Here is a 13350-nt window from a genome sequence, read left to right as displayed (position 1 = left end):
TAAGATGATTCTTTATGGTACTTTCAAGCCTTCACTCCCCTCGTCGGGGAGGCGCCAACTATGGTCGAAAGCGCTTTCCAATTCCTTGAAGCATCTCACACTTCCTTGCATTGACAGTGACAAATTCGGCGCAAAACGTTTGCTAACCTGATGAATTAATTGAAAAACGTTTTTCTGCCCGCGAACGGGCAAGGGCCCTTGTCAATCCCTGTCGCGACCCATGTTTCCGGTACGTGATCGAGTCCATAAAGTTGCAAAGCAGATACCATTGACCCCTTTTCATCCCCTCTGACGATGTTATGTTGGCGTCCGTATACCACTTAATGGCTAATAAAACGGAGTCCATCATGGCGACATTCAAGTTCTACATTCCCGCAATCAACCTGATGGGAGCAGGCTGTCTGCAAGAGGCGGCAGCCGATATCAAGGGTTATGGCCATCGCAAGGCGCTGATCGTCACCGACAAGATCCTCAATCAGATCGGCGTGGTCGCCAAGGTCGCCGCCCTCTTGGCAGAACATGGCATTGAAAGCGCAGTTTTCGACGAGACCAAGCCCAATCCGACCATGACCAACGTGGAAGCGGGCCTGGCCATGCTCAAGGCCAATGGCTGCGACTGCGTCATCTCGCTGGGCGGAGGCTCGCCTCACGACTGCGCCAAGGGCATCGCCCTGGTGGCCGCCAACGGTGGCAGCATCAAGGATTACGAAGGGGTGGATCGCTCCGCCAAGCCGCAGCTGCCGCTCATCGCCATCAACACTACCGCCGGCACCGCCTCCGAGATGACCCGTTTTTGCATCATCACCGACGAGGCCCGCCACGTGAAGATGGCCATCGTCGACAAGCACGTCACCCCGCTGATGTCGGTCAACGACCCCGAGTTGATGCTGGCCAAGCCGGCCGGCCTCACCGCCGCTACCGGCATGGATGCGCTGACCCACGCCATCGAGGCCTATGTCTCCACCATCGCCACCCCGGTGACCGATGCCAGCGCCATCATGGCCATCCAGCTCATCGCCAAGCACCTGCGCACCGCGGTCAATCAGGGCGACGATCTGCACGCCCGCGAGCAGATGGCCTACGCCCAGTTCCTGGCCGGCATGGCCTTCAACAACGCAAGCCTCGGCTACGTGCACGCCATGGCCCACCAGCTGGGCGGCTTCTACGACCTGCCGCACGGGGTCTGCAACGCCGTGCTGCTGCCCCACGTACAGGCCTACAACGCCCAGGTGTGCGCCGGCCGGCTCAAGGATGTAGCCCGTCATATGGGGGTGGACGTGAGCGCCATGAATGACGAGCAAGGGGCCGCCGCCGCCATTGCCGCCATCCAGCAGCTGGCGCGCGACGTCAAGATCCCGGCCGGGCTGGAGCAGCTCGGCGTCAAAGCCGATGACTTCAACCTGCTGGCCGAGAACGCCCTGAAAGACGCCTGTGGCTTCACCAACCCGAAACAGGCGAGCCACGAAGAGATCGTCGCCATCTTCCGCGCCGCCATGTAAGGGGGCAATCGGCAGAAAGGGTCGCATGGCGGCCCTTTTTATTGGCTGATGGATCAATGGCTTTTTACTTCCGTAGAGGGAGCCGGTATGATTTGCCGAGCTTAAAAAGACTTGAATGGATGATCTGAACTCGATATGCGGATGAAACACCTGATTGCCGCGGCCCTGACCGCCCTCACCCTGTCTGGTTGCAGCCTGGTCTATCGCATCGATATTCCTCAGGGCAACTATGTGGAACAAAAACAGGTCGACAAACTGCGCCAGGGCATGACCCGCGAGCAGGTCGAGTTCGTGCTGGGCTCCGCCATGCTGCGCGATGGCTTTGACCCGAACACCTGGTATTACCTCTATGAATTCCAGCCGGGCCGCGGCGATAAAGAGCGCAAGGAGCTCACCCTGACCTTTGCCAACGACAGATTGGCCACGGTCACCGGCGACTTCCCGCTGCCAGCGGCCTTCCATACCCCGCTCTGATCCAATCCACAAAACCGGCCTCGCGCCGGTTTTGTTTTAACGCCGCCAGCCACGAACACCCCGCTGGCAGAGGGTGGCACCTCGCCGGATGCCGGCGTCACTTTCATCACACAGGGAGAGCAGCATGAGCCGGATCCTGATCGCCGGAGCCAGCGGCCTCATCGGCCGCGAGCTGGTGCGACAACTACCCGCAGAGCACCAACTGACCCTGCTCTGCCGCAAGCCCGGGCAGCCGCAACCCGCCCACCACTGGCTGCCAGTCAATTTCGATATGCTGGCCGAGGTGAATCTGCCCGAACCGGTGGATCTCGCCTTCTGCTGCCTTGGCACCACCCGCAAGGAAGCCGGCTCGGCCGAGGCCTTTCGCCGGGTAGATCTCGACTATGTGCTGGCCTTTGCCGAGCTGGCCCGCCGCCACGGCTGCCAGCGGCTGGTGGTGGTCTCGAGCCTGGGGGCCAACCCGCGCTCCCCGGCCCTTTATCCGCGCACCAAGGGGGAGATGGAGCAGGCTCTGCTGGCCCAGCCCTGGCAGAGGCTCGCCATCGTGCGCCCCGCCATGTTGCTGGGCGATCGCCAGCCACCGCGCCGCTCGGAGCAGTTTTTCCAGGCCATCTACCCGTTGCTGAAGCCGCTCCTGGTTGGCAGGTTGCGCCGCTGGCGCGCCATCGAGGCCGGCCAGGTGGCCCGCGCCATGATCGCCCTCTCCCGCCAGCCCGCTGGCTGCGAAGTGGTCGAGAACGAGCAGCTGCTCCAGCTGTAGTGAAGTCCCTCGACTGGCGGGTGGATGACGGGATCAAAAAAGGCGCCAAGGCGCCTTTTTTATATGAGGTATCGTGCCAGTGCTGACACTTTTTATACGAAGTATCATGCCTGCCAATGCAGGCATTTAGTCAGACTGTTTGCGATTGGCATTGGGACGGCCACCCGTGACCACATCGGCACGCCCCTCTTCCTTGGCCTTTTCCGCGCGCTTCTTGCGCATCTCCTTGGGATCGGCGATGAGCGGACGGTAGATCTCGATGCGATCGCCATCTTGCAGCAACTCGGAGCCCTTGACCGGTCGGCTGTAGATGCCGAACTTGTTGACCGCCAGATCGATCTCGGGGTGTTTTTGCACTATGCCGGATTGCTCGAGGGCGGCCAGCACCGAGGTCTGTGCAGGCACCCGTAGCCGCAGCACCGTCTGCCGCTCGGGCAGGGCGTAAACCACTTCGATGTTGAGTTGATCAGGCACCGTACACCACCTTGGCGCGGTTGGAGAAGGCGAGCACCATGGAGCTCACCAGATCGCGGAAGATCTGGCCGAAGGCCAGCTCGATGAGTTTGGAGGTGAACTCGAAGTCGAGATCAAACTCCACCTTGCAGGCATCCACGTCCAGCGGCGTGAAGGTCCACCAGCCCGCCAGCTTGCTGAAGGGCCCCTCCACCAGCTCCATCTTGATCTGCCGGTTGGCATCGAGCAGATTGCGGGTGGTAAAGGTCTTGGCAATCCCGGCCTTGGCCACATCGACCGAGGCAGTCATATAGTCATCGCCGGTTTCGTGTACACGGCTGCCGACACAACCGGGCAGGAACTCCGGATAAGCGTGAACATCATTGACCAGCCTGAACATCTGTTCGGCGCTGAACATCACCAGGGCACTGCGAGTAATACGGGGCATGGCTTTTCCTCATCCAATCGCCGCGATTTTATCATCATGTTTCATCTTGTGGAGGTAAAACCTCGGTCAAACTGCTCATAAAGCCATCAGTTGACCCGCTGCGCGTTTTACAGCCGCCCTTGCCCACGTATAATGCCCTCCTCCCAGTCATTGCCGGAAATCGCCCGTCATGAGCAAAAAAAACAGTAAAAACAAAGCCGGGTCCAACACCATTGCACTCAACAGAAGCGCGCGCCACGAATACTTCATCGAAGAGAAGATCGAGGCGGGTCTGTCCCTGCAAGGGTGGGAAGTCAAATCTCTGCGGGCGGGCAAGGCCAACATCAGCGAAGCCTATGTCATCTTCCGCGATGGTGAGGCCTACCTGTTCGGCTCCAGCTTCCTGCCACTGCAAGCGGCCTCCAGCCATGTGGTGTGCGACCCGACCCGAACCCGCAAACTGCTGCTGAGCCGTCGCGAACTCGACAAGCTCGAGAGCCTGATCGCCCGCCAGGGCTACACCGTCGTTCCCCTCGCCCTCTACTGGAAACAGTGCTGGGTCAAGGTCGAGATCGGCCTGGTGAAGGGCAAGAAAGAACACGACAAGCGTGAAGACACCAAGGCCCGCGAATGGGATCGGGAAAAAGCGCGCATCATGAAGAACAAGCACCGCGGTTAATCCGCTTGATGCTGCAAGGTCCGGGCTCCTGCCCGGACTTTTTCTTTTCCGGCCCGCCGCTTACCCGCCCCCGCCAGGCGAGCGCACAATAAATCGGCAAACGAAGCGGCTCCCTGCGGGAATGACCATCAACGCCTTGCCATGGCAGGATTTTTGCGTACAATCCCTCTTAACAACTTGGGGCTGATTCTGGATTCGACAAGATTCACGAAACCCAAGGTGCATGCCGAGGTGCGGTAGGCCTCGTTAATAAACCGCAAAAAAATAGTCGCAAACGACGAAAACTACGCACTCGCAGCTTAATAACCTGCGCTGAGCCCTTCTACCCTAGCTTGCCTGTGTCCTAGGGAATCGGAAGGTCATCCTTCACAGGATCGTGTGGAAGTCCTGCTCGGGGCGGAAGCATTAAAACCAATCGAGCTAGTCAATTCGTGGCGTGTCTCTCCGCAGCGGGTTGGCGAATGTAAAGAGTGACTAAGCATGTAGTGCCGAGGATGTAGTAATTTTGGACGGGGGTTCAAATCCCCCCAGCTCCACCAAACGTTTGGAAAGGGCCACCTCGCAAGAGGTGGCCCTTTTTTATTTGGGCTTTCTTTGCAGTGGATCATTCAGCAAGCCTCACGGCGCAAAGAGCATCTGCACAATAGGGGGGAAACGAGATCTTTTGAGTCTTGGTTCAACCTAATCAAGCAGACTTTGTGAGATGATTCAGCACAATACTGTTTCTGGATTTATCGTCCATGATCGACGCCATTCCCAGCTATGAGCACATGATGCCTGCCGTGCTTTTTTCATTGAAAGACGGCAACAGCTATACGCTTCGACAAGTGTATGAAGCTGTATGTGCTCATTATGCTTTTACTCCTGAACAACTGGCTCACACCCTGCCTAGCGGGCGGCAAACCACGGTTCGCTCCCGGGTCGGCTGGGCCAAGACCTACTTGGTCAAGGCGGGGCTCATCAAGCAGCCCAAGCGGGGCATCTGCCTTATCACCGCACGAGGTAAGGCTGCTTTGGCATCGGGCCAGACCATTGACAACCACTATCTGGCTCAGTTCAAGGAGTTCGTGACCTTTACTCTGGCGTCCAGTGAAAGCACAGGTAAGCTGCCACAAGGCACAACCGATGCCGCGGACGAGCCACATAACGTGCAAGCCAGTACACCACAAGAGCAAATTGAGCAAGCGCTGGCCGCCATCAATCAATCCCTTGCCGATGACCTGCTTGCCGAGATCTTTGGCCTTTCCCCTCGCTTCTTCGAACAGCTGGTCGTCGATCTGATGGTGGCCATGGGCTATGGCGGCAACCAGCAAGATGCTGCCCGCCCCACTCGCTACAGCAGCGATGGCGGGATTGACGGCATCATCAAGGAAGACCGATTGGGGCTCGACTCCATCTACCTGCAAGCCAAGCGCTACACCGACAAAACCGTCGGGCGTCCCGAGCTCCAATCCTTCGCAGGAGCCCTGGATCTGCACAAGGCCCGCAAGGGAGTCTTTATAACCACCTCCTGCTTTAGCCGTGAGGCGCATGAATATGTGGGGTTGATTGAGAAACGTATCGTGCTGATTGACGGCGCGCATCTGGCCGCCCTGATGATCGAATATGGGGTTGGCGTCACCATTCGCCAGACCCTTACCATTAAAACCCTGGATTCAGATTACTTTTTGGAAGACTAAATCGTGGCTAAAACACCCGCCAAGAAAGCCGGCAAAGGCTTTGAAGAAACCCTCTGGGATACCGCCAACCAACTGCGTGGCAACGTGGAATCCTCTGAATACAAGCACGTGGTGCTGAGCCTGGTGTTCCTCAAATTTATCAGCGACAAGTTCGAGGCCAAGCGCAAGCAGCTGATCGCCAGCGGTCAGGAAGCCTTTGTCGAGATGGATGTCTTCTATCAGCAAGACAACGTCTTCTTCCTGCCCGAAGTGGCCCGCTGGAGCTATGTGAAGGCCCGCGCCAAGCAAGATGACCTGGCGGTACTGATCGACACGGCGCTGGCCACCATCGAGAAGCGCAACCCTGCGCTGGCCGGTGCCTTGCCGGACAACTACTTCTCCCGTCTGGGGCTTGAGGCCACCCGCCTCTCGTCGCTGATCGATACCATCGAGAATATCGACACCCTGGCCAACGAGTGCCACCTCACCGAAGAGGATCTGGTGGGGCGGGTCTATGAATACTTCCTCGGGCGCTTTGCGGCCACCGAGGGCAAGGGCGGCGGTGAGTTTTATACCCCAAAATCCGTTGTCACCCTGCTGGCCGAGATGCTCGAGCCCTATCAGGGCAAGATCTACGACCCCTGCTGCGGCTCAGGTGGCATGTTTGTGCAGTCCCTCAAGTTTGTCGAAAGCCATCAGGGCAAGAGCAAGGATATCGCCATCTACGGGCAGGAGCTCACCTCCACCACCTACAAGCTGGCCAAGATGAACCTGGCCATTAGGGGCCTGATAGGCAATCTGGGCGAGCGTGCCGTCGATACCTTCTTTCACGACCAGCACCCGGACCTCAAGGCCGACTACATCATGGCCAACCCGCCGTTCAACTTGAAAGGGTGGCGTGGCGAGTCGGAGCTCACCGACGATCCGCGCTTTGATGGCTTTAAAACCCCGCCCACCGGCAACGCCAACTACGGCTGGATCCTCCATATGCTCGCCAAACTGTCGGAAGACGGCACCGCCGGCTTTGTGCTGGCTAACGGCTCCATGAGCTCCAATACCAGCGGCGAAGGGGAGATCCGCCAAAAGCTGATTGAAGATGACCGCATCGAATGCATGATCGCCCTGCCGGGCCAGCTCTTCTTCACCACCCAGATCCCGGTCTGCCTCTGGTTTATGAGCAAGAACAAGGGGGCCAGCATCAAGCACGGCTATCGGGATCGCCGTGGCGAGACCCTGTTTATCGATGCCCGCGAGCTGGGCACCATGGTGAGTCGCACCAGCAAGGAACTGACCGCCGCCGATATCGCCTGGATCAGCGACACCTTCCACGCTTGGCGCAGCAGTGAAGACGAACTGGCCCGCCGCATCAAGACGCAGGCGATCAGCATCGAGCGCTATGAGGACCAAGCCGGTTTTTGCAAGGTGGCGACCCTGGCTGACATCGCCGCCAACGACTATGTGCTGACCCCTGGCCGCTATGTGGGGGCTGCCGAAGTGGCAGATGATGGTATTGCCTTTGAGACAAAGATGCAGGAGTTAACCCAAACCCTCTATCGCCAACTGGACGAGGCGGCAGCGCTGGATCAGGCGATCCGAGCCAATATGGAGGCGCTGGGTTATGGCAATTAATTTGACCTCAATGCGTCTTGAAGATTGCATGGATGCAATAATCGATTATCGAGGTAAAACCCCGACTAAAACGACATCTGGTATTCCCTTGATTACCGCAAAGATAATCAAGAATGGTCGAATTCAAGATGCTACCGAATTCATCGCAGAAGATGACTATGCATCTTGGATGCGTCGAGGCATTCCACAATCAGGCGATGTGGTACTAACTACAGAAGCCCCTTTAGGCGAAGTAGCTCAACTAGATGCTAGCAAAATAGCGTTAGCACAACGGGTTATTACTCTCCGAGGCAAGAAAGGATTACTAGACAACGATTTTCTCCTTTATCTGCTGCAATCCCATGATGTCCAACATCAACTTGATGGAAGAGGAACAGGCAGTACCGTTAAGGGGATAAAACAGTCAGAGCTGAAAGAAGTGATTCTGTCGTTTCCTCCGATCACAGCACAAAAACGAATTGCAAAGCATTTGAAGGATATTGATAACAAAATTACCCTCAGTCAAAAAATCAGCCAAACCTTGGAACAGATGGCGCAGACGCTATTTAAGTCGTGGTTTGTGGACTTTGATCCCGTGGTCGATAACGCGCTGGATGCAGGTTTCTTTGAGCAGGAGCTGGACCTCCCCGACGAGCTGCTGCGCCGCGCAGAGGCGCGCAAAGCCGTGCGGGCGCAAGTGGGCTTTAAGCCCTTGCCAGCAGCTACTCGCCAGCTCTTCCCCGCCGCCTTTGAAACGTGCGATGAGCCCTCCCTTGGCCTCGGCGGCTGGGTGCCGAAGGGGTGGAGTGTATCGACAACTGGTGATGAGCTGACAGTTAAGGGGGGATCAACCCCCAGCACCGCAAATCCTGAGTTTTGGGAAGGTGGACATATTCACTGGACATCACCTAAAGATCTCTCTGGAAGCCAAGAAAAAGTGATGCTCGACACAGAGAGAAAAATCACCACTTCTGGCTTGAATAAAATAACATCTGGGTTGCTACCCGTTGAAACAGTGCTGATGTCTTCACGGGCTCCTATTGGTTACCTGACACTTACAAAAATACCACTTGCGATTAATCAAGGTTATATTGCCATTCCTTCCACAAAAAGACTGTCACAGGAATATGTACTATATTGGCTAAGTTCCTCTATGGAGGAAATCAAAGGAATTGCCGGTGGCACAACTTTCGCCGAAATAAGCAAAAAAACATTCAACAACATTCCTCTACTTGTACCAAACAACGAAACGATTGAGAGATTTTCAGCTATCGCAAAAAGTTATCTCAATAAAATGGAACTCAATGTTTTAGAAAGAACAGCGTTAGAACATCTCCGAGAGACTCTACTTCCGAAACTAATCTCCGGCGAGCTATCCCTCGAGGATGTCGAATTGACGACCCAGCAGGGAGCGGCCTGATGCAGGGGCGGTACAGTGCCGCCCCTTGCCAACCAGGCGATAAATCATCAGACTCGCCCAACCCCGTTATGGATAACCATCACTTATAAAACAAGAAGCCATTGCCATGAGCCATCTCTTTACTGAAGCCAAGCTGGAGCAGGCCATTATCGACCTGCTAGGGGAACACCGCGATCAAGGGGGCAAGCCCTGCTACCCCCACGTCCTTGGCAGCAGTTTGCCACGCAAAGAGAAGAGCGAGGTGCTGCTCACGGAGGATCTGCGCGCCTATCTGGCCGTGCGCTATCGGGATGAGGGGATCACGACAGGGGAGATCGCCGACATCGTGCGCAAGCTCGAGACTCTGCCGGCAAGCGATCTCTACCAGAGCAACAAGACCTTCTGCCACTGGCTCGGCAATGGCTTTTTGTTAAAGCGCGAAGACCGCACCCAAAAAGATCTCTATATCGAGCTGTTCGACAGCCGCACCCTGCCCGCCCAACTGGCCGTGCTGTTTGCCAATGCCGACCAATATGCCAGCAATAGCACCGCACGGATGGCCGGTGAAGCCGAACTGCACGATCTTAGCGACTGCAACCGCTTGCGGCTGGTCAATCAGTTGGAGATAGAAGGACAAACCAAGGATGGCGGGGTACAACTGCGCATCCCGGATGCCATCTTGTACCTCAACGGCCTGCCGGTGGTGGTATTCGAGTTTAAATCGGCGGTGCGAGAAGAGGCGGCCAGCCTCCATGACGCCTGGCGCCAGCTTTGTGTGCGCTACAAGCGCGATATCCCCAAGCTCTTTGTCTACAACGCGCTTTGCATCATCAGCGACGGGGTGAACAACAAGCTTGGCAACCTGTTTGCCCCCTACGAGTTTTACTACGCCTGGCGCAAGGTGAGCGGCTGCGAGTCCACCGAAAAGGAGAACGAAGCCCAGGGGATCAAGGGGCTCTACACTCTGGTTCAGGGGCTGTTTCACCCGCTACGCCTGCTCGATGTGCTGAAGAACTTCGTCTTCTTCCCCGACAACGCCAAATTTGATCTGAAGATCTGCTGCCGCTATCCCCAGTACTATGCGGCGCGCAAGCTCTACTACAACATCAAAAAAGAGCGCAGACAGCTGGTGAGCCGCCCGGATAGCACCGGGGTGATGGTGGTAGAAAACCAGGGTGGTAGCGGTAAGGGCGGTACCTACTTTGGTGCCACCGGCTGTGGCAAGAGCTACACCATGCAGTTTTTGGCGCGCCTGCTGATGAAGAGTGTCGATTTCGAGAGCCCGACTATCGTGCTCATCACAGATCGCACCGATCTCGACGAGCAGCTCGCCAAGCAGTTTTGCAGCGCCACCGCCTTTATCGGCGATGCGGTGATTGAGCCGGTCGCCAGCCGCCAGGATCTGCGCGATAAATTGGCCGGTCGCGCCAGTGGCGGGGTGTTTCTCACCACCATTCACAAGTTCACCGAAGATATCCAGCAGCTCTCGGAGCGCAGCAACATCATCTGTATCTCGGATGAGGCGCACCGCAGCCAGGTCAATCTGGATCAGAAGCTGGTGATGGATCTTGAACGCGGCACCATCAAGAAGACCTACGGCTTTGCCAAGTACCTGCACGATTCCTTGCCCAACGCCACCTATGTCGGCTTTACCGGCACGCCGATCGACGCCACGCTGGATGTGTTTGGCCCGGCCATCGACAGCTACACCATGAGCGAGGCGGTCAATGACGAGATCACGGTGCGCATTGTCTATGAGGGACGCGCCGCCAGGGTGGTGCTCGATAACGGCAAGCTCGACGAGATAGAGAAGTACTATCAGGAGTGCGAGACGCAAGGGGCGAGCGAATACCAGATTGAAGAGAGCAAGAAAGCCAGCGCCAATATGAACGCAATCCTGGGCGACCCGGGCAGGCTAGCCGAGCTTGCCAAAGACTTTGTCGCCCATTACGAAGATCGGGTGAGTGAGGGCGCAAGCGTCAAGGGCAAGGCGATGTTTGTCTGCGCCAGCCGCGAGATTGCCTATGACTTCTATTGCTGCATCAAGGTGCTTCGTCCCGAGTGGTTTGAGGCCAAGCAGGCCATCGACGGGGTGGATCTCAGCGAAAAGGATAAAAAGGAGCTGATGGCGCTGCCGATGGTCAATCTGGTGATGACCCGCGGCAAGGATGACGAGCAGGAGATGTATGACCTGCTGGGCAACAAGGAGTACCGCAAGGAGCTCGACAAGCAGTTCAAGAATCCCAAGTCCAACTTCAAGATTGCCATCGTGGTGGACATGTGGCTGACCGGCTTCGATGTGCCCGAGCTCGACACCATTTACATCGACAAGCCGCTGCAAAAGCACAACCTGATCCAGACCATCTCGCGGGTGAACCGCAAGTTTGAGGGCAAGGAGAAGGGACTGGTGGTCGATTACATCGGCATCAAGAGTCGGATGAATATGGCGCTGGCCATGTACTCCAAGAGCGATGAGGTCAACTTCGAAGACATCCGCCAGTCACTCACCGAGGTACGCAACCACCTGGATCTGCTGCGTACCCTGTTCCACAAATTCGACAGCCGTGATTACTTCTCTGGCGAGCCGACCAAGCAGCTGGAGTGCCTGCGCCGGGGTGCCGAGTTTGCCCTGCAGACCAAGAAGATGGAGCTGCGTTTTATGGGGCTGGTCAAGCGCCTCAAGGCCGCTTATGACGTCTGTGTGGGCAGCGAAGAACTGATCAATGATGAGCGCGAATGGGTTCACTTCTATCTGGCGGTGCGCTCCATCGTCTACAAGCTCACCAAGGGGGATGCCCCCGACACGGCTCAGATGAACCAGCGGGTACGCGAGATGATCGCCGAGGCGCTCAAGGCCGATGGGGTGGAGGAGATCTTTGCCTTGGGGGATAAGCAGGCCGAGACCATCGACATCTTCGACGAGGAATATCTGGCGCGGGTCAACAAGATCAAGCTGCCCAACACCCGGATGCAGCTGCTGCAGAAGATGCTGGAAAAAGCCATCAGCGACTTTCAGAAGGTGAACCAGCTGCAGGGGATCAACTTCTCCAAGCGTTTTCGGGCCTTGGTGGAGCAGTACAACGAGCGCAAAGAGAACGATGTGCTCAATGGCGAGGAGTTCGACGCCTTTACCGAGCAGATGGCGAACATGATCCTCGATATCAAGGGCGAGATTATGTCGTTTGCCAACCTAGGTATCGATATGGAGGAGAAGGCGTTTCTCGATATCCTCGAGCATATGTGCGTGAAGTACCAGTTCACCTACGACCAGGAGAGGATGCTGGAGCTAGCCAAGGCGATGAAGGTGACGGTGGATGACTCCACCCAGTACCCGGACTGGAGCAACCGCGACGATATCAAGGCCAAGCTGAAGGTTGACCTGATCCTGCTGCTACACAGCTTCGGCTTTCCGCCGGTCGCCAACGATGAGGTCTACAAGAGCGTCCTGGAGCAGGCGGAGAATTTCAAGCAATTCTCACCCACAATCAATACCATATCTGGTCGTGGCGCACGCCTTAAAGGTAAAGGAAACGGACGCAGTTATATCGACATTGGAGAGAAGAGACTCTACCTTGCTCAACGTATAGAGCAAGCTGAAGATATGCATCATCTTGGGGTTCTCAACATAAAGCTCGATATCCCCTACAGTGAAAATTTTGCCGCAATGAGCTTGATGAATGATGTTCAAGACTTGATGCATTCCGGCATTAAATCACCAGAAACGCTGGATACCGTGATGACGTGTTTAGCATATCTTGACTCCATACTGAAACCCGAGAAAGACCTTGCCACAGAGAATGGCCTGGAGCTTATTTTCGCGCTCGAAAAAGCCAAAGCTGGTAGTACCGAGTTGTGGTTACAGGTCTGTCTGATGGCGGGAAGTTTCAGCTCCATAGCTATGCCCATATTGAAGTTTATTGAAAAATATCCAGCATATTCTGATGGTTTTGACAGATTAAAGGCCGATTTGACCAAGCGCTGGAAGAGCCCAAAAGAGAATCCAAACGCTACCACCGAATCAGTGATCGTTCTGGATGTTTCATTTCGTCAAGCTCTCAATGAAAAAGAAAAAGGGCGACTACAATAATGCTGCTCTCTTATTCAATGACCTGTCGCGGCGGGCTCGATCCCGGTGATGTGAAATATTTTGCTTACCGAGATGGCAAAAAGTTTGCCCTGCGTGGTGTTGAACATTTTGTCGCGGATGACAAGCCCCTGTACCCAGAGGAAAAGCCTGTACCTGTTGCAGGAGAAAATCTTAAAAAGCACCCAGAACTCTACCGCTACATGATGAAGAAATGGCCTGAGCTTTCCACCGTTGTGATCCAGTGACAGGTGCGATTTACCAACCATCAGCTTGAACGGAAAGAGGGCCACCTCCCAAGAGGTGGCC

10 protein-coding genes, 1 other RNA gene and 1 pseudogene are annotated in these 13350 nt (G+C 56.0%); 10 read left to right on the top strand and 2 right to left on the bottom strand.

The window, feature by feature from the left end:
• Nucleotides 1-347 precede the first annotated feature (347 nt).
• The 3 genes from yiaY to ACPDZI_RS06800 all read left to right on the top strand — a co-directional run bounded on the left by yiaY (nt 348) and on the right by ACPDZI_RS06800 (nt 2733).
• A complete protein-coding gene (gene yiaY, locus ACPDZI_RS06810) occupies nt 348-1499 on the top strand; it encodes an L-threonine dehydrogenase (RefSeq protein ID WP_207137246.1) in 1152 nt (383 codons plus the stop codon).
• A gap of 135 nt (nt 1500-1634) precedes the next feature.
• The gene (locus ACPDZI_RS06805) at nt 1635-1973 is read left to right on the top strand and encodes an outer membrane protein assembly factor BamE (RefSeq protein ID WP_043118793.1); all 339 of its coding nucleotides are present in this window, start codon (nt 1635-1637) and stop codon (nt 1971-1973) included.
• Nucleotides 1974-2097: 124 nt separating this feature from the next.
• Nucleotides 2098-2733: an NAD(P)H-binding protein gene (locus ACPDZI_RS06800; RefSeq protein WP_438834239.1), complete on the top strand. Its 636-nt coding sequence runs from the start codon at nt 2098-2100 to the stop codon at nt 2731-2733.
• Nucleotides 2734-2859: 126 nt separating this feature from the next.
• Here the strand turns inward: ACPDZI_RS06800 and ACPDZI_RS06795 are convergent, their stop codons facing one another.
• Both ACPDZI_RS06795 and ACPDZI_RS06790 read right to left on the bottom strand, forming a co-directional pair.
• Nucleotides 2860-3207, bottom strand: coding sequence for an RnfH family protein (locus tag ACPDZI_RS06795; RefSeq protein WP_024943861.1), 348 nt, complete (start codon nt 3205-3207; stop codon nt 2860-2862).
• The gene (locus ACPDZI_RS06790; RefSeq protein ID WP_011705344.1) at nt 3200-3634 is read right to left on the bottom strand and encodes an SRPBCC family protein; all 435 of its coding nucleotides are present in this window, start codon (nt 3632-3634) and stop codon (nt 3200-3202) included. The genes ACPDZI_RS06795 and ACPDZI_RS06790 overlap by 8 nt, the downstream gene beginning before the upstream one ends.
• A 169-nt stretch (nt 3635-3803) precedes the next feature.
• Here ACPDZI_RS06790 and smpB point away from each other — a divergent pair, with 169 nt between their 5' ends.
• From smpB to ACPDZI_RS06755, 7 genes and pseudogenes are all read left to right on the top strand, one after another.
• Nucleotides 3804-4292, top strand: a complete 489-nt coding sequence (smpB, locus tag ACPDZI_RS06785; protein WP_011705343.1) for an SsrA-binding protein SmpB — start codon at nt 3804-3806, stop codon at nt 4290-4292.
• A 179-nt stretch (nt 4293-4471) separates the two neighbouring features.
• Nucleotides 4472-4831: a transfer-messenger RNA gene (gene ssrA, locus ACPDZI_RS06780) on the top strand.
• A gap of 201 nt (nt 4832-5032) precedes the next feature.
• Entirely contained in the window at nt 5033-5971 is a 939-nt protein-coding gene (locus ACPDZI_RS06775; protein WP_438834238.1) for a restriction endonuclease, read from the top strand.
• Between the two features lie 3 nt (nt 5972-5974).
• The gene (locus tag ACPDZI_RS06770) at nt 5975-7579 is read left to right on the top strand and encodes an N-6 DNA methylase (RefSeq protein ID WP_438834237.1); all 1605 of its coding nucleotides are present in this window, start codon (nt 5975-5977) and stop codon (nt 7577-7579) included.
• Nucleotides 7569-8978: a restriction endonuclease subunit S gene (locus ACPDZI_RS06765; protein WP_438834236.1), complete on the top strand. Its 1410-nt coding sequence runs from the start codon at nt 7569-7571 to the stop codon at nt 8976-8978. Before ACPDZI_RS06770 ends, ACPDZI_RS06765 begins: the two co-directional genes overlap by 11 nt.
• Nucleotides 8979-9084: 106 nt before the next feature.
• Nucleotides 9085-13044 carry a type I restriction endonuclease subunit R gene (locus ACPDZI_RS06760; RefSeq protein WP_438834235.1) on the top strand — a complete coding sequence of 1320 codons (3960 nt, stop codon included), beginning with the start codon at nt 9085-9087 and terminating at the stop codon, nt 13042-13044.
• A pseudogene (locus tag ACPDZI_RS06755) lies at nt 13044-13289 on the top strand (M949_RS01915 family surface polysaccharide biosynthesis protein); the annotation flags it as partial. The gene ACPDZI_RS06760 and the pseudogene ACPDZI_RS06755, both read left to right, overlap by 1 nt.
• Between the last annotated feature and the right edge of the window lie 61 nt (nt 13290-13350).

This window comes from Aeromonas oralensis (genome assembly GCF_049665575.1).
In the GTDB taxonomy this organism is placed as follows: domain Bacteria; phylum Pseudomonadota; class Gammaproteobacteria; order Enterobacterales; family Aeromonadaceae; genus Aeromonas; species Aeromonas hydrophila.
This window is presented reverse-complemented; position numbering and strand designations above follow the sequence as displayed.